This is a genomic window from Mesorhizobium sp. B2-8-5 (assembly GCF_006440675.2).
GTDB lineage: Bacteria > Pseudomonadota > Alphaproteobacteria > Rhizobiales > Rhizobiaceae > Mesorhizobium.
On sequence record NZ_CP083951.1, the window covers coordinates 5,149,901 to 5,168,468 of the forward strand.

The 18,568-nt window shown below is 63.6% G+C and carries 26 protein-coding genes; 9 read left to right on the top strand and 17 right to left on the bottom strand.

Annotated features, from left to right (window positions below):
• Positions 1–319: 319 nt before the first annotated feature.
• Both FJ430_RS25450 and FJ430_RS25455 read left to right on the top strand, forming a co-directional pair.
• The gene (locus tag FJ430_RS25450) at positions 320–1,720 is read left to right on the top strand and encodes a sensor histidine kinase (protein WP_140644950.1); all 1,401 of its coding nucleotides are present in this window, start codon (positions 320–322) and stop codon (positions 1,718–1,720) included.
• Positions 1,717–2,361, top strand: coding sequence for a LuxR C-terminal-related transcriptional regulator (locus tag FJ430_RS25455; RefSeq protein ID WP_140644951.1), 645 nt, complete (start codon positions 1,717–1,719; stop codon positions 2,359–2,361). The genes FJ430_RS25450 and FJ430_RS25455 overlap by 4 nt, the downstream gene beginning before the upstream one ends.
• Positions 2,362–2,397: 36 nt before the next feature.
• On the opposite strand, the gene FJ430_RS25460 is transcribed toward FJ430_RS25455, so the two are convergent.
• The 6 genes from FJ430_RS25460 to minC form a co-directional block, all read right to left on the bottom strand.
• The gene (locus FJ430_RS25460) at positions 2,398–2,955 is read right to left on the bottom strand and encodes a hypothetical protein (protein ID WP_140703425.1); all 558 of its coding nucleotides are present in this window, start codon (positions 2,953–2,955) and stop codon (positions 2,398–2,400) included.
• A gap of 370 nt (positions 2,956–3,325) precedes the next feature.
• Positions 3,326–3,955, bottom strand: a complete 630-nt coding sequence (locus tag FJ430_RS25465; protein WP_226891911.1) for a hypothetical protein — start codon at positions 3,953–3,955, stop codon at positions 3,326–3,328.
• 384 nt (positions 3,956–4,339) lie between these two features.
• A complete protein-coding gene (locus FJ430_RS25470; protein ID WP_226891912.1) occupies positions 4,340–5,227 on the bottom strand; it encodes an EamA family transporter in 888 nt (295 codons plus the stop codon).
• A gap of 422 nt (positions 5,228–5,649) precedes the next feature.
• On the bottom strand, positions 5,650–5,922 hold the full coding sequence (gene minE / locus FJ430_RS25475) for a cell division topological specificity factor MinE (protein WP_140644955.1): 273 nt from the start codon (positions 5,920–5,922) through the stop codon (positions 5,650–5,652).
• Positions 5,919–6,734 carry a septum site-determining protein MinD gene (gene minD / locus FJ430_RS25480; RefSeq protein ID WP_140644956.1) on the bottom strand — a complete coding sequence of 272 codons (816 nt, stop codon included), beginning with the start codon at positions 6,732–6,734 and terminating at the stop codon, positions 5,919–5,921. Before minD ends, minE begins: the two co-directional genes overlap by 4 nt.
• Positions 6,735–6,839: 105 nt before the next feature.
• Complete coding sequence (gene minC / locus FJ430_RS25485) at positions 6,840–7,736, bottom strand: septum site-determining protein MinC (protein ID WP_140703418.1); 897 nt, start codon at positions 7,734–7,736, stop codon at positions 6,840–6,842.
• A 183-nt stretch (positions 7,737–7,919) separates the two neighbouring features.
• On the opposite strand from minC, the gene FJ430_RS25490 reads away from it, so the two are divergent.
• Together FJ430_RS25490 and FJ430_RS25495 are read left to right on the top strand one after the other, a co-directional pair.
• Positions 7,920–8,351, top strand: coding sequence for an SgcJ/EcaC family oxidoreductase (locus FJ430_RS25490; protein ID WP_140703415.1), 432 nt, complete (start codon positions 7,920–7,922; stop codon positions 8,349–8,351).
• A gap of 103 nt (positions 8,352–8,454) precedes the next feature.
• Entirely contained in the window at positions 8,455–8,889 is a 435-nt protein-coding gene (locus tag FJ430_RS25495) for a hypothetical protein (RefSeq protein WP_140703413.1), read from the top strand.
• Between the two features lie 190 nt (positions 8,890–9,079).
• Here the strand turns inward: FJ430_RS25495 and FJ430_RS25500 are convergent, their stop codons facing one another.
• Entirely contained in the window at positions 9,080–9,244 is a 165-nt protein-coding gene (locus FJ430_RS25500; RefSeq protein WP_181166978.1) for a hypothetical protein, read from the bottom strand.
• Positions 9,245–9,588: 344 nt separating this feature from the next.
• On the opposite strand from FJ430_RS25500, the gene FJ430_RS25505 reads away from it, so the two are divergent.
• Positions 9,589–9,840, top strand: coding sequence for a DUF982 domain-containing protein (locus FJ430_RS25505; protein ID WP_140658413.1), 252 nt, complete (start codon positions 9,589–9,591; stop codon positions 9,838–9,840).
• A gap of 200 nt (positions 9,841–10,040) precedes the next feature.
• Here FJ430_RS25505 and FJ430_RS25510 read toward each other — a convergent pair whose 3' ends face one another.
• The 7 genes from FJ430_RS25510 to FJ430_RS25540 all read right to left on the bottom strand — a co-directional run bounded on the left by FJ430_RS25510 (position 10,041) and on the right by FJ430_RS25540 (position 12,077).
• Positions 10,041–10,190 (bottom strand): hypothetical protein, encoded by a 150-nt coding sequence (locus FJ430_RS25510; protein ID WP_181166977.1) that lies wholly within the window; start codon positions 10,188–10,190, stop codon positions 10,041–10,043.
• Positions 10,191–10,290: 100 nt separating this feature from the next.
• Complete coding sequence (locus FJ430_RS25515) at positions 10,291–10,473, bottom strand: hypothetical protein (protein ID WP_140658411.1); 183 nt, start codon at positions 10,471–10,473, stop codon at positions 10,291–10,293.
• 95 nt (positions 10,474–10,568) lie between these two features.
• Positions 10,569–10,844: a DUF1488 domain-containing protein gene (locus FJ430_RS25520; RefSeq protein WP_140703409.1), complete on the bottom strand. Its 276-nt coding sequence runs from the start codon at positions 10,842–10,844 to the stop codon at positions 10,569–10,571.
• Positions 10,841–11,167 (bottom strand): hypothetical protein, encoded by a 327-nt coding sequence (locus tag FJ430_RS25525; RefSeq protein WP_140703407.1) that lies wholly within the window; start codon positions 11,165–11,167, stop codon positions 10,841–10,843. The genes FJ430_RS25520 and FJ430_RS25525 overlap by 4 nt, the downstream gene beginning before the upstream one ends.
• Positions 11,164–11,400: a hypothetical protein gene (locus tag FJ430_RS25530; protein WP_140645013.1), complete on the bottom strand. Its 237-nt coding sequence runs from the start codon at positions 11,398–11,400 to the stop codon at positions 11,164–11,166. The genes FJ430_RS25525 and FJ430_RS25530 overlap by 4 nt, the downstream gene beginning before the upstream one ends.
• A 111-nt stretch (positions 11,401–11,511) precedes the next feature.
• Positions 11,512–11,817: a hypothetical protein gene (locus FJ430_RS25535; RefSeq protein ID WP_140703405.1), complete on the bottom strand. Its 306-nt coding sequence runs from the start codon at positions 11,815–11,817 to the stop codon at positions 11,512–11,514.
• Positions 11,814–12,077: a hypothetical protein gene (locus FJ430_RS25540; protein WP_140703403.1), complete on the bottom strand. Its 264-nt coding sequence runs from the start codon at positions 12,075–12,077 to the stop codon at positions 11,814–11,816. The genes FJ430_RS25535 and FJ430_RS25540 overlap by 4 nt, the downstream gene beginning before the upstream one ends.
• Positions 12,078–12,657: 580 nt before the next feature.
• On the opposite strand from FJ430_RS25540, the gene FJ430_RS25545 reads away from it, so the two are divergent.
• The 3 genes from FJ430_RS25545 (at position 12,658) to FJ430_RS25555 (ending at position 14,582) form a co-directional block, all read left to right on the top strand.
• On the top strand, positions 12,658–12,870 hold the full coding sequence (locus FJ430_RS25545) for a hypothetical protein (protein ID WP_140658401.1): 213 nt from the start codon (positions 12,658–12,660) through the stop codon (positions 12,868–12,870).
• Between the two features lie 46 nt (positions 12,871–12,916).
• Positions 12,917–13,108 (top strand): hypothetical protein, encoded by a 192-nt coding sequence (locus FJ430_RS25550; RefSeq protein ID WP_140644967.1) that lies wholly within the window; start codon positions 12,917–12,919, stop codon positions 13,106–13,108.
• 73 nt (positions 13,109–13,181) lie between these two features.
• A complete protein-coding gene (locus tag FJ430_RS25555) occupies positions 13,182–14,582 on the top strand; it encodes an FAD-binding oxidoreductase (protein ID WP_181175241.1) in 1,401 nt (466 codons plus the stop codon).
• A gap of 183 nt (positions 14,583–14,765) precedes the next feature.
• On the opposite strand, the gene FJ430_RS25560 is transcribed toward FJ430_RS25555, so the two are convergent.
• The 3 genes from FJ430_RS25560 to FJ430_RS25570 all read right to left on the bottom strand — a co-directional run bounded on the left by FJ430_RS25560 (position 14,766) and on the right by FJ430_RS25570 (position 17,484).
• Positions 14,766–15,191 (bottom strand): globin family protein, encoded by a 426-nt coding sequence (locus FJ430_RS25560; RefSeq protein WP_140703399.1) that lies wholly within the window; start codon positions 15,189–15,191, stop codon positions 14,766–14,768.
• A gap of 170 nt (positions 15,192–15,361) precedes the next feature.
• The gene (locus FJ430_RS25565; protein WP_226891914.1) at positions 15,362–16,231 is read right to left on the bottom strand and encodes a BA14K family protein; all 870 of its coding nucleotides are present in this window, start codon (positions 16,229–16,231) and stop codon (positions 15,362–15,364) included.
• A gap of 128 nt (positions 16,232–16,359) precedes the next feature.
• On the bottom strand, positions 16,360–17,484 hold the full coding sequence (locus tag FJ430_RS25570) for a KamA family radical SAM protein (protein ID WP_140703397.1): 1,125 nt from the start codon (positions 17,482–17,484) through the stop codon (positions 16,360–16,362).
• Positions 17,485–17,630: 146 nt separating this feature from the next.
• Here FJ430_RS25570 and FJ430_RS25575 point away from each other — a divergent pair, with 146 nt between their 5' ends.
• On the top strand, positions 17,631–18,566 hold the full coding sequence (locus tag FJ430_RS25575; RefSeq protein ID WP_140703395.1) for a hypothetical protein: 936 nt from the start codon (positions 17,631–17,633) through the stop codon (positions 18,564–18,566).
• Positions 18,567–18,568: the final 2 nt, after the last annotated feature.

An 18,568-nucleotide genomic window follows, 5' to 3' on the forward strand; every position in this document is an offset into this window, starting at 1 on the left:
GGGTCAAGGCGCGGGCGGTTATATCTTGCAGGTTATACGTCTTTTGGTATGGACCCAGCGCTCGATTGGTGGTTGTCTCGCAATTGCTAAAATCATCCATGATTTCAGGTGGCAGCCGGCCCGCGTCTTCCCCGTCAACAGGAATGACGCGGGCTTTTGCCGCTCGGGGAGAGCCACCCTCGCCGCTGGCGAAGCCAAGCCCGTTCGAGAGCGCGCAAACCCGTCGCCATTAACCTTCCCCATGGGCACGGACCAAGGTCGGTGTCGCAATTGCCGTCCCTCGCCTATAATCTTGCAAGCGGGTGGGTGAGCGGGGCCGATGTTTGGGAGATATTTCAGGCGACTTGCACGAATCTGGAGCGGGCTGTCGCTGGCTTGGCAGTTCGTGATCGCGGGCGGCATCGGCCTTCTGGCGGTGATGCTCGTGGTCGGGCTGTGGGTGACGTCGCAGATTCGCGAAGGGGTGATGCACAATTCCGCCACCACGACAGCGCTCTATGTCGACAGCGTGATCGCGCCGCTGCTGCCTGACCTGCGCAAGAGCCGCGAGCTCGACGATTCGGTCAAGCGGGCGCTGGACGAGACGCTCGGCCAGGGCGCGCTCGGAAAGAGGCTGGTGTCGTTCAAGCTGTGGCGACGCGACGGCATGGTGCTCTACTCCGACGACTCGGCCCTGATCGGCAGAACCTTTCCGCCCAACGCCAATCTGAAGTCGGCCTTCGCCGGCAATGTCGTGGCCGAATACAACAACCTCAGCGACGATCCCGAATCGGGAGACGAGAAAGCGGTGAACGCGCCGCTGTTCGAGATCTACAATCCGGTGCGCGAGCCCTGGTCGGGCGAAGTGGTGGCGGTGTCGGAATTCTACGAGGTCGCCGACGATTTCCAGGAAACGCTGAACTCGGCGCTCAGATGGACGTGGCTGGTGGTGGCGGCCGCCACCGCGGCGGCGCTGGCGCTGCTCTCCGGCATCGTTTTCCGCGGCAGCCGCACCATCGTCACCCAACAGGCTGCGCTAGAGGCCAAGGTTGCCGAATTGCAGGCGGCGCTGGCGCAGAACTCGTCGCTGCGCCAACGCGTCCAGCGCGCCTCGCGCCGCGCCACCGCCATCAACGAGCGGTATCTGCGGCGTATCGGCGCCGACCTGCATGACGGGCCGGCGCAACTGGTGGCGCTCGCCGCGCTAAGGATGGACAGCCCGGTGCTGGTCGATCCGACCACATCGAGCACGCTGCGCGAGGCCGAGATCGCCGGCATCCACAAGACGCTTGGCGAGGCGATGCGCGAGATACGCGGCATCTGCAACGGGCTGGTGCTGCCGCAGATCGAAACGCAGGCTATCGCCGATATCTTGCGGCTGGCGGTGGCCGAGCACGAGCGGCGCACCAGCACCAAAGTGTTGCTAACTCTGCCCGAGCGCTTGCCGGAGCTCGGCACCTCGGAAAAGATCAGCATCTATCGCTTCGTGCAGGAAGGCCTGAACAACGCCTACCGCCACGGCAAGGGCAAAGGCCAGCAGGTCAGAGCCACGACGAAGGGCGGCAAGCTCCTGGTCGAGGTGCTGGACACCGGCCCCGGCTTCGACCCGGCCCGAAGCGAAGGCCTTGGGCTTGCCGGCCTCAGGGAACGGATCGAAAGCATAGGCGGGCAGTTCGAAACGCTGACCGGCCCGGGAGGAACCAGGCTGGTGATCACCTTGTCTGTCGAGGAGCAACCGTGAGCACATCCATCCGCATCGCAATAGTCGACGACCACCCCCTGTTTCGCGAGGGCGTGGCGCGCAGCCTCGGCGAGATAGGCGGCTTCGAACTTGTGGGCGAAGGCGCCAGCGCCGAGGACGCCGAAAGGCTGGCGCGCGCCAGCACACCCGATATTCTCCTGCTCGACATCAGCATGCCGGGCGGCGGCCTCAACGCGCTGGCCGGCATCCTTTCAGCGATGCCCGAGCAGAAGATCGTCATGCTCACCGTGTCGGAAACCAACGCCGACGTCGCCCTGGCGCTGAAGGCCGGCGCGCGCGGCTATGTGCTGAAAGGCGTCGGCTCCAAGGCGCTGGCCGAGATCCTGCGCGACGTCGCCAACGGCCAGAGCTACGTATCGCCGAGCCTGTCGGCGAGGCTGCTTTCCGACCTTTTGCAGCCCACCGGCAGCAAGCCCGATCCGCTCGGCCAACTCACCGGCCGCGAGGCCGAGATCCTGAAACTGGTCGCGGAGGGGCTCAGCAACAAAGAGGTGGCGGCCCGGCTGTCGCTGCAGGAGAAGACGGTCAAGCATCACATGACCAGGGTGCTGGCCAAGCTCAATGTGCGCAACCGCACCGAGGCGGCGCTGCTGATGCACGAGGCGAGGGAAAGGAACTGAGGAACTAGGTTCCCTCTTTCTTCAATTCTTCAACCCTCACAGGTTCAGCAGGCGTGACAGATCTTCCTCCGTCGCCTGCCGTTCGATGATGGTGCGGCCTTGCGCGTCCTTCATCTCGAAACGGCCGTTCTGGACCTGCTCCTTCATGCCGTTGCTATGGATGACGGTAACCTTGTCGCCATCGATCGAGAGCGTGTCGCCGGTTGCCGCGTTGGTGTAGCTGTTCTTACCGCTAGGATCAGTATTGTTCTTACCGCCGGGATCGGTATTGCCCTTGCCGCTGTTGTTGCCCGGCCCGGCATTGGGGTTGCCGCCGCCGGCATTGCTGTTGCCGGAATTGCCGCCGGCATTGCTGTTTCCACTGTTGCCGCTATTGCCTGAGTTCGAGCCGCCGGCGGAACCCGAATTGCCGCCACTGCCGTTGCCGCCATTACCACCGTTCCCGCCGCTATTGCCGTTGCCGGCATCGGCCGTGGCTACGGCAATCCTCGGCGAACCCTCAAAGATGACGTGCCAAGGCGCAACGGTCAGCGCCAGCGCGCTAAACGCGCGCAGCGCGAGCCAAGCAAGCCTGCTGAAGAGGCGGTTTCGCATATTTTCTCTTCGTTCCGGTTCTGCCTCGGCATGGCCGAAGTTCCGCTCACGGCACAGCCGAGGCGGAACCGGTGTCTTGACCAGGGCAAGAATTCACATCCGGCGAGGCGACGAAAGCGGCCCACGACCCATGCCCCGGCCAGTCGGACCATTTCCGGCGCCATGGCTGACCAATGTCGCAACGGACAGGTCTTGCCGCGCAAAAAATTACCCCCGCACGAAGGCGGGGGTAAGGTGAGTAGCCAAGTTCTACCGCAAGACGATCAGGACCGCAGAGACGAAGCAAAAGGTGGCAACCTGATTTTGCAGCGCTGACCTCCGGTCCCTTAAGATCTAATCCCGATAAAACCTCGCTCTCACAAACTCTGTCTCACAGATTCTTCAGGCGATTGAGATCGGCCATGGTGGCTTTCCGGTCGACGATGGTGCGTCCGTACTTGTCTTCCATCCTGAACCGACCGTTCTCGATCTTCTCCTTCATTCCATTGCGGTGCGTGACCTGGATTCTGTTGCGTGTGGCCTCGACCTTGTCGCCGGTTATAGCATTGACGTGACTATCGACATCGGCGGTGCTTGCCGCGCTGGCGCTGCTGTTGCCATTGTCGCTGTTGCCATCATTATTGCCGTTGTTTCCGCCGCTGTTGCCGTTGCCGTTCCCGCTGTTGCCGCCGCTGTTGCCGTTGCCGTTCCCGCTGTTGCCGCCGCTGTTGCCGTTGCCGTTCCCGCTGTTGCCGCCGCTATTGCCGTTGCCGTTCCCGCTGTTGCCGCCGCTATTGCCGTTCCCGTTCCCGCTGTTGCCGCCGCTGTTGCCGTTCCCGCCGCTGTTGCCGCCGCCGTTCCCGTTTCCACCGCCGCCATTACCACCGCCACCGCCGCCTTTGCCGGCATAGGCCTTGGTCACGACGAGACCATCAATGGAGAGACTGAAAGGCGTGACGACAAGCGCCAACGCTGCCAGTGCTGGCAAGACTAGCCTGCAGCCCCCGCGCGACGCGCGCATTCCGCTCTCCCCATGCCAACCCTTCAGCCCGTCAGCCGAACTACCCCACCGGCAATGTCGCAGCATAAGCATCCCCAATCGGCAAGGCATAAGGAAGTGGCCCACGACCCTTGTCTTGTCCACTCGGACCTATTGCAATTCTTGCATAGGACCTAAGTCTTATTTCAACCACTGGGTGCGGCCGAACATTGCCGCCGCAGAGGTGCATTTTCCAAAGCCTACCAATTCCGAGCAGCGGGCTCCGAAGCGGTTCACTGTTTCACGGAAACGGCAAACCACCGCGCCTCCTTGTTTTGAAGCAGCTCCGGACGGAAGGCCACGGCGAAGCGCCGGGCCTGACCGCTTCGCGCATTTCCAGGAATCGCCTTGGTTCGGAAGATGGATTCAGGCCGGCAACGGCATCGGCCGCCGCGCCGCAACCGCCGTGCCGAAAGCGGCGGCAATGACGGCGGCGACGCCTGCGCATTGCAAAAGGTCGAGCTTCTCATGCAGGAATAGAAAGCCCGTGAGCGCGCCGCCCGCCGGCTCCAGGCAGACCAGCATGCCGTAAACTTTGGCCGGCATGCGGACCAGCACCAGCATTTCCAGATAGAAGGGCAGCGCGCTGGAGAACAGGCCGACCACGGCGGCGCCTGCCATGATGTGCGGATCGGTGAGATAGGCCTGAGCAGCGTTGAAGCCGAAGGGCAGCGCCAGCACGGCGGCGATCGCCATGCCGTAGGCGGAGGTGCGCACGCCGAGTTCGGCGCCGGCCTTCTGCGCGAAGATGATGTAGAGCCCCCAGCAGGCGCCCGCCGCCAGCGCCAGCGCCACGCCTGTCGGATCGAGCCCGCGGCTGATACCGGCAAAGGGCGACAAAAGCACGATGCCGACGACGGCCAGCGCCACCCAGACAAGGTCGAGCAGCCGCCTGGAGCCGAGCGTGGCGACGAACAGCGGCCCGGTGAATTCGAGCGCCACGCAGACGCCGAGCGGAATGCGCTCGAGCGCGGCATAGAACAACATGTTCATGGCGCAGACGGTGATGCCGTAGGCGGCGAGCCAGGGCAGGTTTTTGCGCGAGGGCAGCACTTTCCAGGGCCTCAGCACCGCCGCCAGCATCAGCGCGCCAATGGCGAGCCTCAGCATGGTCGTGCCTTCCGGGCCCAGAACCGGGAACAGCCCCTTGGCAAAGGCGGCGCCGACCTGCACGGAGAGCATTGCACCGAGCAGGCCAAGCACCGGCATGGCGCCGACAGGGGCCTGTTGGTTAGCTTCCTGTGCTGCGGTCAATCCTGGCTCCATCCCTAGTTTAGATATGGAGATAGGACGCGGGCGCCACGCTGTCGTGAGGCAGCGGGAGGCGGATCGATGGGGCAAGGGGAGCGAGGCTTGTCGCCTTCGCCGTCCCAGGGCGGAGCAAGGAGCGAAGCAACGCGCGCAGACTCGAGGATCTATGCCGTTACGCTAAAGCGCGTCGCGTCGAAACGGATTCACGCGACGCGCTTTAGGTCGTTGCTTGATGCATGTCGTTGTCGCAAAACCGAGGTCACTTTTGCGCGACATGCATTAAAGCGTTGCAACGATTGTAGAATTCTCCACGGCCGAACTCGTGGCAAGGTCACGGAATGGATCCTCGGGTCAAGCCCGAGGATGACGAGCGTCAGGGCACGCCCCTCCCCGATCCGCTGCGCGGATCGGCCTACCCCATCAACTCACCCCGCCATGGCGAGCGGCGCGGCGCTCTTGTTGGGGATCTGGATGTCGATCTCCAGCGTCGACATGGTGGCGCCGCGATCCATCGAGACCTGGAGGTAGTCCTGGTCGATCTGCACATGCCTGGCAATGACCGCCATGATCTCCTCGCGCAGGATGGAGACGAGATCCGGCTGGCCGCGGCTCTGGCGCTCATAGGCGAGCAGCAGCTGCAGCCGCTCGCGCGCTACCGGCGCGCTGGTGCGCCGCTTGAAGAGATCGAGGATGCTCATGCGGCCCTCCTTCCGAGAAGCCGGTCGAGGAAGCCCTTGCGTTCGAAGGGGACGACCACCGGCAGGTCCTCGCCTTCCAGGCGTCTTGCCGCTTCGAGATAAGCCTTTGCGGCACCATTGAGCGGTTCCGAGAGCGTGACAGGCGAGCCGAGGTTGGAGGCCCGCAGCACATCCTGGCTTTCCGGGATGATGCCGAGCAACGGCGTGGAGAGTATCTCCAGCACGTCGTCGATCGACAGCATCTCGCCGCGCGAGGCGCGCGCCGCGTCGTAGCGGGTGACCAGCACGTGTTTTTGCACCAGCTCGCCCTGCTCCGCCTTCATGGTGCGGGCGTCGAGCAGGCCGATGATGCGGTCGGAGTCGCGCACCGACGACACTTCCGGGTTGGTGACGATGACCGCCTCGTCGGCGAAGCGCATGGCGAGTTGGGCGCCGCGCTCGATGCCGGCAGGGCTGTCGCAGAACACGTAGTCGAACACCGAGCGCAGCCGGGCGATGACCTCGGCCACGCCCTCTTCGGTCAGCGCGTCCTTGTCGCGCGTCTGCGAGGCCGGCAGCAGATAGAGCGTCTCCAGCCGCTTGTCGCGGATCAGCGCCTGCGACAGCTTCGCCGAGCCCTGGATGACGTTGACGAGATCGAACACCACGCGGCGCTCGGCGCCCATGATGAGGTCGAGGTTCCTCAGGCCGACGTCGAAATCGACCAGCGCCACCTTCTTGCCGGTCTTGGCCACGGCGGCGCCGAGCGCGGCCGTCGAGGTCGTCTTGCCGACGCCCCCCTTGCCCGATGTGACCACGACTACCTTGCCCATATATCCAGCCTCCATTGGCGGTTTTTATTCTCTGGCCGTGCGCGGCACGGCGGACTCGTTAACAACTTTGGCACGCGAAACCGGTCCGAAGCTTGCGCCGCCGGACTAGCCGAGCGGCACCACGCACAGCGCGTCGTTGTCGAGGAAGGCCTGCACCGCCTTGCCGCGCGAGACGCCTTCCATCTCCTCGGCCGTGGTGTACCAGCCATCGACGGCAAGCAGCTCGGCCTCGTTCTTGCGGCAGAAGATGCGCGCCGAAATATTGCCTTCCGAGCCGGCGATCGCGCGGCCGCGCAGCGTGCCATAGACATGGATCGAGCCGCCGGCGACGATTTCGGAACCGGACGCGACCGAGCCCAGCACGATCACGTCGCCATGCGGATGGAAGACCGACTGCCCGGAGCGGATCGGCGCCTTGATCATCAAAGTGCCGGCCGAAGGCTCGGTCCGCACGCTCTCGGCGCCCTGCCCCGCCTCGGTCTGCGCCGGCTCGATCCGCACCGCTTCGAGCCTTGCCAGCTCGGGATCGACCGGCTCGTCGCCGGACATCTCGATCTGCGGAGCCTCGGCCGACGCCGCCGCTTGGATGGTTTCTTGGGTCACCTGCACCCGCTCCCCGGCGGCGGTCATTTCGAGTTCTTCCGCTCGCGCCTTGCGGGCTGCCCGGCCGAGCAGTCCCTCGGCGGTCGCCTCCTTGGCGCCGGCGAGCAGAGGCGGCAAATCAGGCCCGAGCTCGGCGCCTTCCAGTTCGATGGCGTAGACGCGGATGCCGCGCGAGCCGAGCACGCCGACAAGCGCGCCAATCTCCTCCGGCCCCGGCTGCAAAATGTTCAGATCCAGCACCACCGGACGCCCGTTGAAATAGCCCGGCGAGTTGGCGATCCAGTGATCCAATCCCTCCAGCCAGTCGGCGATCGGCGCCTCCGGCGTCAGCGTGAAAGCGACGAAGGAACGAGCGCGAAAGCGGATCGATTTGTTGTGCAAAGGGGCGGCGAAGGTCACGTCCAGGCGAATCCTTACTCAATGGTTAAAGGTGCCGGGGCAATGGTTAACAAAAGGTTAATTTTGGGGATCGGGGCCGTTAAGGAAGTGGCGCGGCTAAGTTCTGTGGCAACGCGGTGACAGGGCCCGCCGATGCCGCTATCGTCTCACCCCAACCTGGCGCAAAGCAAGGGAGATCATGTCATGAGGTTGGAGGTCGGCAGACCAGAGGATGCGGCCATTGCCTTTGCCGATGCCTGGAACAGACATGACATGGACGACTTCACGGCGCTGTTTTCCGAGGATGCCAATTTCGTCAATGTCGTGGGCATGTGGTGGAAAAGCCGCGCAGAGATCGAAGCGGCCCACCGCGCGACTCATGGGACTATGTTTCGCGACAGCCGGTTGGAGGGTGTCGTCTCGTCCGTAGTCGAGTTGTCTCCTGGCCTTGCATCGGTGCACTATAGATGGACCCTGACCGGCGCCTCTGCTCCGGATGGCTCGCCAGCCGGAACACGGGGAGGCATCCTGCTTCTGGTGGTGGGGAAGGAACAGGCCGGCTGGCAGATAAAGGTGGCCCAAAACACCGACATTGTGCCAGGGGCGATCGCTCCCCCTGCCAACGCGAGGAGATAGCGGCCAAGCTCGCAAGGCGTGTGAAGCGCCTAATATACGAAGCGATGCGCGCGGACCATCCTCTTGCCCGAGACTTTCCACTCTCTTCAGGAAGGAGACGGGCATGGGCATCGATCGGCAAGACAGCAAGCGAGCAGGCAAGACAGGGGCCGCCATGGTAGCGCTGATGCTGCTTGCAGGATGTATGACGCACCAGCCAACTGGCACGGACGCATACCGGACGAGCAGCATAGACCAATGGCTGACGACCGACGATGCCGACAAGGCGGTCAGCGCGATGAGCGCCAAGGGCATGATGCCGGCGACCATCAACTGCCGGTTCGCCGACACCACGCCTGGCAAGGTGGCCTACCGCTCGAAATTCACCTGGAGACGGGCGCCTGCAAACACACGCTACCATTGGGAAGTCGGCGACCCGGCCTATCTCGCCGGCAAGGATGTCGCATCCAGCAGGGTTGGGCTGCGCCGGACGTTCGCGAAGACGGTGCGGGACCCGGCCACGGGGCAGAAGGTGGGGTGCTCGATCTGGGTGAGCTAGGTCTGCTGCGGGATCGGCCGTGGCTACGATGGCTGGAAGCGTCGCGGCAGAGTACGTCGTCGCAGACGGATGATTGAGCTGCTCCAGCCAGTCGGCAATCGGCGCCAGCGTACAAGCGACGAAAGAACGCGCAAGGATGCAAGTGGATTTGTCGTGCAAGGGACGTCGAATGCCAGGCGCATGGACCCGACTATGATTTCCCGGCCTTGAGCGCCTTTGCCTCTCTCACAAGAGATGGCCAGTTCAGGCCGACAAGGTAAATGAGTTCGAGCGCCTGAGCTTCGGTGATGCCGGTCTGCCGCACTAGCCGCTTGACGATATCGTCAAGCGTCGGCTGGCTTTTGTCGCGCGCCATTGCATTCCCCTTTCGTCCCCAACGGCGCTCGCTTCTCGATAGTTCCGCTAGCCAGGCAGGAAATGTGGGCGCACAGTGGACTCTCGCTGATGCGGCGAGGACAGTCCGGCTTGACCTCTTGCTAAACGGGTCGGGCTGTCCAGCAGCTTCGCTTCGGACGGTCCAGAAGCTCCGCTTCGGACTGTCCAGAAGCTTCGCTGTCGCTTCGTATGGATATGACCCGCGTTCGCGCGTCTAAACTATTTTTTGTTTCGCGCGGCCGGAGCGACCCGATCGAGGTCGCCTTTCGACAGATCCGTAAGAACAATGCTTGCTATGTTGGGGGCGCCGGCCTAAGCCCAGCAATGGCTAATGAAAAATTCGACCAGCCAGTGACGGTTGTCACCGAGTTGACTGGCGGCGGGCACGAGACAATCGGCGACGCGGCCGCGTGCCTGGACTTCCTGCTCAGAAGATGGCGCGGCAAACGCAGCGAAAAGCATCGTGCGGCCGTTCAGGCCTGCGCGGATACGAATAGTGGGCGCCGCCCGGCCTCATTCGCGCGAAAGGCGTTCATAGTCGCCGCCCGCGAGGCCGCTATTCTGGTGACCTCCTAAGGCTCCTCACGGGACCTGAAATTCCTGTTTTCAATATCGATGATGTCGCCGCAATTTTCGCACTCCATCTGGGTGTGAGTGCGAATCCAGCCTACGCGTGTTTTGGCCTGGTGGTGGCACCGAGGGCATTCGACATCGATTTCGAAGTGGTCGGACTCTCGCTTTGTCATCGCAGTCCCCAAGGCTGGCCTGACGCGGCATCATCCGTTGTCAGTATTCCGCTCCGGCTCGTTTTCCTGCTCCACTACCTTGCCTTTCGCCTCTTTGGCCGCGAGCTTCGCCTCCTTCTTTGCCGCTTTCGCCTGATCGCGCTTACTGCGCTCGTATCGATAGTTGGGCTTCATCGCCATGGCATTTCTCCCGCTGGATCATTGTACGGCCTGGATTTGGGTATGCCTGGGGTCGCAACCGGTCATAGGATAGAAGGCCCAAACGGACGGTGGCGGAATATCAAATCAGGCGATTGCGTTCCGCGATCTCGCGTGCCCGCCTGACTGTCCCGTCGGTGTCCGCGAGTTTGCGCCGCGCTGCCTCGTCCTTCCTGATCGTCAGCCGCACTGGCATGATGTCTGAGCGCCTCACGACCGGCTTGATAGCGACCGGCGGTGCCTCGGGGGTTTTCATCGAACGCATCGGCGTTATCCTTTCACGTAAGACGACAGCCAGGGGGACTGCCAGCCGCCGCATCGCTTGCCTGCATGCTCGTTCTTTCGATATCGGCTCCCCGCCTATCGGAAACCGGTGGAGGTCAAGGTGTAGGAGTTCCGCCGCTCGCGCGCATAAGCTTTGCTTGCGGCGTCTTGGATGGAACCGCGCAACGCGTCGAATGCCGAAAGGTATGCGTTCTCGGCAGTTTCCCTGCCGCCAGGATGGTCGCCAAATGTGCCTAATGCCTCTACTTCGACGAAAAAACGGACCTGGAACATACCGTCATGCCCAATGAAGCATACGGCGTTGCGCGTCTCGTCGAAACTTCGGCTGGGATTTGGAAAGGCAAGCGTCATGTTTGATCCGCCCGCATTTCGGTATGTTCAAGTGCCATCCGGGTCCCGTTCCATTCCTTCCGGCCCGCGGCATTGCGACGATTGAGATCCAACATCCTTTTCGTCGCATGCGCATGGGTGAGACCGACCATCGGAACGCCGTCGACATAGGCGGGAATTCCCGTGAAGACGTGGTAGACGGTCCAGGAATGATCAAATTCGACGCGGCGACCATATTGAAGGTCGCTGAAGTCATGGCCCAAGATGCCGCCGTTATGTCGCGAGCCGCCGAATACGGTATTTTGAACCCGCTCGGTTTCGTCGTTGGGGATGGTTCTGTTCATACCCGTCTTTCCCCGCCTCCCTGCGCGGCAATGATCTCCGAATAAAGGGCTGCGCCATCGGCTTCGGAGATCGTGACGGCGTCCGGCCATTGCGGCATGTTCAGCGTTCTCGCCAAGAGCCGCGCGATCGCGATGGCGTTATCGAGATCGGCCGCCAGCGCCGTCTCGCGGCCGATGACGGCGCGCGCGTCGTCGGCGACACGCGTGCGATAAAATTCGATCACGACCTTCATCGGGGTCCGCCGCAGTCCTTGGCCTTCGCCTGGGCATTGATGACGGCGCACTGGATCTGATTGCCAAACAGACTTTCCTGCTTCGGCTTCCTGGCCTCGCGGTTGGAACGCTTATGTGGCCTGGCCATGTCCGAACGTCCTTTCGATGAGGGCAATGCCATTGTCCGATGCCGGCGTCTCGACGCGCTCCAAACTGTCCTCGGTCACCACGCGCTCATGCGGTTCGCCGTCGCTGCGGATGCGGTATTGTGGGGAGCTTCCCTTTGGCGGCAGTGTGCCGGTGACACGATAGATTTCGTCAGTCTTCGGACCGGCGCCAACACCGCCCTTCAGCCGGACCGCTTGTCCGATGTCAAAAAGACGAGGGGGAGCCCCGTGCTGGATGGGGCGTGCGTTGCGTTGCAAGAGGGTTGTCATGGTTGTCTCCCGTCCTCGACGAGCGCGGCCTCGAGCGTGGCCGGTTCGATCGGTACCATTTGCCGCGTGGACTCTTTTGCGGAGATCGCCGGCAGGTGAACGAAGGCGGCCACGCGGCGCCATGCGCTGCGCGAAGCCCCTTCGAGGGATTCCTCGTCGAGATCGACGCGGTAGTCGCCGGGCGGCCGCGGCGCATCGAAGCCCGGCAGCATAAACGCCGCATTGAAGCGAACGACGGTCGGCGTGGTGCGAGTGGTCACTTGCGGCTTCCTGCGGAAACGCGCGCATGCGCCTTCCGCTTCAATTCCAGCCGAACCGCCGAAACGATGTCCGACGCTGCCAGTACATCCGTGGTCAACGCCGGCATCATTTCAGGGTTCAAACGAAGCGAGTTGCCGCGCCAGGAGCGGCGCAGTGCATTCGCTATCGAAAATTCGGAGGCGGATGGCGAGGCTTCACTATGACGAAAGCCACCTCGACCAAATCAACGAATTTTATGTATGCACCCCAATTACGCTGCGAACAAGATGGCGGACGCGCTTTATTTTTCCTGGTTAAATAAAAAGCGTCGCTTGGAGACTGAAAAACAAACAGAAATTCTTCTCATCCGTGCTGATATTTTCCGAGTCTCGTAATTATTCCGCCCGATATTTTTACGGAATCCAGCTGTTGATTTCGGCATTCCTATCTATCGCCCGTCAGGCGGTCTATAAAGACAGGCATCCTCGCCTTTGCCGACACAGGAAGAAGCACCCTTGAAATCCGCTCTCCCAAGCAATCGCGTCATCCGGCGCGCCGCTCCCGGCACCCGCCACCACCTCGATACTCGGGATCCTCTCCATGCCTGAACCGACGCCTCACGCCTTCGGCAAATTCGACGCCAAGGCGCCGGCCGCCAGCGTGGCGGAGCCAGTCAGATCCAAGCGCCTGGAGCATGCGGCGACACGTGGGCTGGCGACTCTCTCTTCACACGGATCGCTCGCCTTGAAGCTGTATGTGATGCTTTGGATCGTCGCCTTGGCGGTGTCGGTATTTGTCATGGTGAAGGCCTGACAAGGTCGGCCCGTCGCCTGAGGCGCAAACGAAAAGGAATGTGAGCATGGCAAACCGTTACGCGCTTCGAATGGACCGGCCAAACAGCTGGACCGTCTTCGACATCTTCACCGGCCAACCTGCCGAGGTCGAGCAGAAGATCATGGTCGGCATCAGGACACGCCGGGCCGAAAAGCTGGTTGTCGAACTGAACATCCAAGACGTCAAACGGCGGGAAGACGCTCACAGGACATCCTGATCCCGCCAAGGCGGGTGGCTCACATGCTTTGCTGCATCTATAGGATAAGGATTCCTGGATGGAGCCAGCCAGCGTGAGCGACGACAAAGCCCTCATCACCTCCCTTCGCATTGCCTGCGCCACCTCGACCATCTGGAACGCCGCCGAGCTCGCGTCGCGCGATCCCGGCTTCGATGCCCGCAATTTCGGCGCCTCGGCGCTGGTGCGGCCGCGCGATGTCGAGGGTGTTGCGGCGCTGGTGAAATTCTGTGCGGAGCATGGCATCAGCCTTGTCCCCCAAGGTGGTCGCACGGGGCTGGCGGGCGGGGCAGCGACTTGCTCCGGCCAGGTGATCTGCGATCTCGGCGGGCTGAACCAAATCGAGGAGATCGACCCGTTCGCGCGCGTGGCGATCGTGCAGGCGGGCGTGACGCTCGGCGCGTTGCGGGAGGCGGCGGCCCGGCATGGGCTGGACCCGGGCATTGACCTTGCCGCGCGCGGCAGCGCCACGATCGGCGGCATGGTTTCCACCAATGCCGGCGGCATCATGGCGTTTCGCAACGGCACGATGCGCCACCGCGTGCTCGGTCTGGAAGCCGTGCTGCCGGACGGGCGGGTGTTTTGCGATCTCACCCGGGTGCTCAAGACCAGCGCCGGCTACGATTTGAAACATCTCTTCATCGGCGCGGAGGGCACGCTGGGCATCGTCACCCGCGTGGCGGTGCGGCTCGATCCGGTTGCCGGCGCCAGCGCCACCGCGCTTGTCGGCGTGCCGGACGCACGAAACGCGCAGCGCATCGTGCGGCATTTTCTGGACTTGACCAGCGCCCGGCTCACCGGCGCCGAGATCCTGTGGCGCAATTTCGCGTCGCTCATGCAGCGGGCGCTGAACTATGCGCCAGGCAGCCTGCCCCTCGACGCGCCCTGCCTTCTGGTGCTGGGGCTCGGCTCCGACAGCATCGAGGCGGCTCGACAAGTGCTGGAGGACGGGCTGGCGGCGGTCTGGGAAGAGGCCAGCATCATCGACGGGCTGGTGGCGAGCTCCGAGGCGCAAGCCGCCGCGATGTGGCGGCTGCGCGAGGAGACCGAGCAGATCGAGCGCGCGCATCCCATGGCGCCCTCCTTCGATGTGTCCGTGCCGGGCGGCGGGCTGGATCAATATGTGGCGCGCATCGCGGCGGGGCTGAAGACGCTCGACGCCTCTTATGCACCATACGTCTACGGCCATCTCGCCGACGGCAATCTGCACATCTCGATCAATTGCGACGGGCCGGTCTCGCATGAGCGGCACGCAGCGATCGAGGACGTGCTTTACGAGGGTCTGCGCGAGGCCGGCGGCTCATTCTCGGCCGAGCACGGGGTCGGGCTGGAGAAGCGCGATGCCTATGAGCGGCACGCGGACCCGGTGAAGCGGGATTTGGCGAAGGCTATCAAAGGGATGATCGATCCGGGTAATGTGATGAATCCGGGGAAGGTCGTGGCGGGATTCAGGTGAGGCCGGCCTGCAAACGGCGATTTCTTGCGCTTCCGGTGCTCACGTACTTCAAGAACGCTCCGCTCCGGTTCTCAGAAATCACCGTTTTCGACTAGGCCTGACCTCAATCCGGCGGCCGCGCTGCCCTCTTTTCTCGCCCATGATTTTCTCCGCCCAGAAATCAAGGAGGAGAAATAGGCTTCCTCAAGCAGCCAATTGCACGTCCCGCGCGGCGGCGATCATCACACTCGCCAGCAGGCCGTAGGCCGCTGCCCATGCCTCGCGCGCCTGCGGTGTAAAGGCTTCGCCCAGGCCCACCTCGAGCGTCTCGATCAGCGCCTGGCCGACGGTGGCGTAGTGATGTTCCTCGACGCCGTAGCCGACATGCCGCCGGGCGAGCTCCTGGACGGTGGGTAGGATCGTCTCGGCGCGCGACAGCCCATGCACCACGAAGCCCAGCGCCGCCATCAGCTTGGCGCCCTGCTTTTTCATGTCGGTTTCGCGAAACAGCGTCCTGAGGCTGCCGTCGAGAGCGAACAGCTTCTCGTAGAACAAGGCCGCGGCCGCTTCCTTGATCGGGACGACCTCGCGAAAACTCTCCTGCACAAGCTTGATCTGGTCGGGTGTCATCGGCGCATCCTCCTGGGTGTTGGGATGCGCGACAATCGAGCTTGAGCGTTTCGCGGGCATGCCGGTTGCAGGAAGCGTGTGTTTCAGCTTGGTCTCTGGCGGGTACCGGGTGCGGAACCATGGAGACGCGGGCGGGGACAGCGCTCCTCCAGCTAGGGTTCGAAGAAATCTTACTCGCACTGGCGGCGCGGACCGCCGTCGAAGGGCTGGTAGGTGTTGTCCTGCGGATCGTAGGAGCGGTAGCGGCTGAAGCAGTAGTCGACGTGGTCGCCCGATACCGGGCGACCCGATGCCTGTTCCCGGGTGGCCTCTGCCTCGGGCGAAATCTCTTCCGGCGGGCCGCCATAGGTGGTGGCGTAGCCGTCGGCCGACGGGGCGTAGCCTTCCATCTCGGCCTGGTCGTCGCTCATCTGATCGTCGCTCGTCCGGTCGTCAGGCATGGCGTTCTGGCGATCGCTCGCTGCTGTCTGGTCATTCTGGCCTGCGCCCGTCGAGGCGGTGCGGCCGTCGCCGGGATCGTAATAGGGTGAGACGCAGGGGCGCAGCTCGCCGCTGTAGGAGCGGTAGCTGTTTTCCGCCGGGCGGTAGCTGCGATAGCGGGTGGCGCACCATTGCAAGTGGGCGACGGGCAATTGCTGCTGCTGCGCCTGCTGATCGACTGTCGCCGGCTGTTTGGCCACGCCGGCGTCGGGCGCTGGCTGGCCCGGGCCAGAGACGTCGGGCAATGGCTGCAGTGGCGGTGCCGCAGGAGGCGCCGTGGCCCCGCCAAGCGCCGCCGTCTGCGTTCCGCTATCCGTCTTGGCCGGCTCGCCAGTCTTGGCGGGCGCAGCCACTACCTGTCGGGCGGGAATGCGTTGAAGGTTCTGTTCCTGCCGATCGACCGGCTGGGCATCCTTCGTCCAGAGCTCGGAAACGCCGATCGCAGGCGTTGCCTGCCGCACCGGCTTGGCGGCGAGCAGCCAGGTGGCGAAGGCAAGCCCGCTGGCAAACACGGCCAAGGTCAGCACGAAGCCGCCGGCAATTCCCAACAAAGCCTTCACGCGACGCTCCTTCACCCCCCTCTCATAGAATGCAGGGCGCGGGATGGAGTTCCTTGTGCCGCGCAATGGGGCCAAAGTCGGGCGGGCACGCGCAGTCGCCGAACGCCGGTAACGCAGATCGTGGCGGTCTAGACAATCACTTCCTTGTACTCCCGCACCTTGCCGTCCTGGCCGCTGATCCGCCAGGTATCGCCTTCGCGGTCCTCGATATGGCTCGCGGCCAGCGCCACCTTGCCGCCGCCGTCGGGGAGGTCGATGACATAAGTCGGGTTGCAGATGCCGGAGAGGCGCCGGCGCAGTTCGGCGACCAGCGCCTGGCCTTCGGCAATCGTGGTGCGGCGGTGCGCCATGCCGCGCGCGAGGTCGCCGTGGTGCAGATAATAGGGTTTCACGCCCAGCCGGTACATCAGCTCGCGGCAGAGCTCCTCCAGCACCTCGACCTTGTCGTTGACGCCTTTCAGCAGGACGCTCTGGTTGAGCAGCACGAAGCCCGCCTGCCGCATCGTGTGGCAGGCCGCCTCGGCTTCGGCGGTGAGCTCACGCGGATGGTTGAAGTGGGTCACAACAGTCACCATCAGCCGGCCATGCAGCGCCTCGACCAGGCCGAGTGTGATGCGCGACGGCAGCGCCACCGGCACGCGGGTGTGGATGCGCAGAAGCCTGAGATGCGGGATCGCCTCCAGGCGGGCGCGGATTTCGGCCAGCGCCTTGTCGGGCAGCGACAGCGGATCGCCGCCGGTCAGGATCACCTCGCGGATTTCCTTGTGTCCGGCGATATAGGCCAGCGCCGGCTCCAGTGCCTCGCGCGTATAGCCGCGGCCGATCGAGGTCAGCGACTCTTTCCTGAAGCAGAAGCGGCAATAGACCGCGCATTGATAGGTGGGGAACAGAAGCACGCGGTCGGCATGGCGGTGCGTCAGCCTGGACACCGGGCTGAAGGCATGGTCGCCGATCGGATCGTCGAGCTCGCCCTCGGCGGCGACCAGTTCGTCGGGCGACGGGATCACTTGGGCGCGGATCGGGTCGTCAGGGTCGTTCCAGTCTATCAGATCGAGATAGGGTTTGGGCACGCGCACCTTGTGCGCGGTTGCGGCTTCCTGCGCGGCGGCGCGCTCGGCTGGCGAGAGCGGCAGGGACGCGAGGTCGCGGACATGGCGCACACCGGCGCGGACGTCGTCTTGCCAGGCGGCGCCATTTTTTCGGGCGGAATCAGGATCGTCCGCGGCGGCCGGTTCTCTGAGGTCTGAGGTCATCGGGATCTCGGGTGGCAATTCGCGCGGGATATCGGCCCGATCGACGGCGGGGTCAATGGCGAGCGACGTCGCGGCTCCAGCAGCACCATAGGTATTTGAGCGAAATAGCTTTAGTCTGCGCTCTCAGGGGCTTCGGGACGACACAGATGAATTTCAGCGCAGGTCATGGCTACCTCCTCATCGGCGGTCTCATCCTAGTCGGCGCGGGATTGCTGATCCTCTCGCTGATCGTCAATCTGCGCGTAGCCCTCAGCGTGCGCGACGACGTGCGCCACCGCGAAAAACTGCTGGAATACTACCGCAACGTCTTCTCGCAGCTGGGGGTGATCCTGATCGGCATCGGCGTCTCGCTGTTCATCTTCTTCTTCCAACAGAACTACCAGGACCAGCGCAAACGCGAGACCGAGCTGCAGCAGGTGCTCGCCAAGCTCGCCGCACGCATCGCCCGCGGCGCGCCGGTCATGCAGTCGCTCGATGAGTTCGACGAGCTGCTGGATGAGGGCGGCCCGTATCTCAGCCCCGATCTCGGCGGCAAGAACACCGCCGTCAGCCTACAGGGGACAGAGCTCGGCAAACAGGCGGCCAAGATCCTCCTGGTCGAGCGCGACGTCGATCTTGGCGACTTCGAAATACTGAACCTGTCGCGCGATTTCGAATCCTCCTTCGTCGTCAATGAGCTTGATCCCAGGCTGTGGTTCGACATCGTGCGCGACGAGAGCGAGATCAAATACGCCACCACACAGCTTGCGCTCGACTACAAGGACCTGCAGCAGACGATCGGCGGCGAGCCGGCGCAGACAGGGGTCGCCGATCCCGAAAAGGGACGCAGGATCAAACAGGAGGTGCTCGACATCTTCTACGATGCCGACTTGCTGCGCCAGCGCGCCAGAAGGCATCTGGCCCGGGCCTGCTGGCTTTTCAGCCAGGGGCGCGGCTTCGTCAAAGCTGTCCCGGTCGATGAGATCGAGGCCGATGCCAAATCGCACCAGCAATGGCTCGACCGGTCGAAGCCGGTGCTGATGCAGTCGAAATCAGGCAGCGGCGACTGTTTCGCGCTGCTCCAGTACGGGCGGGCGTCCTGACC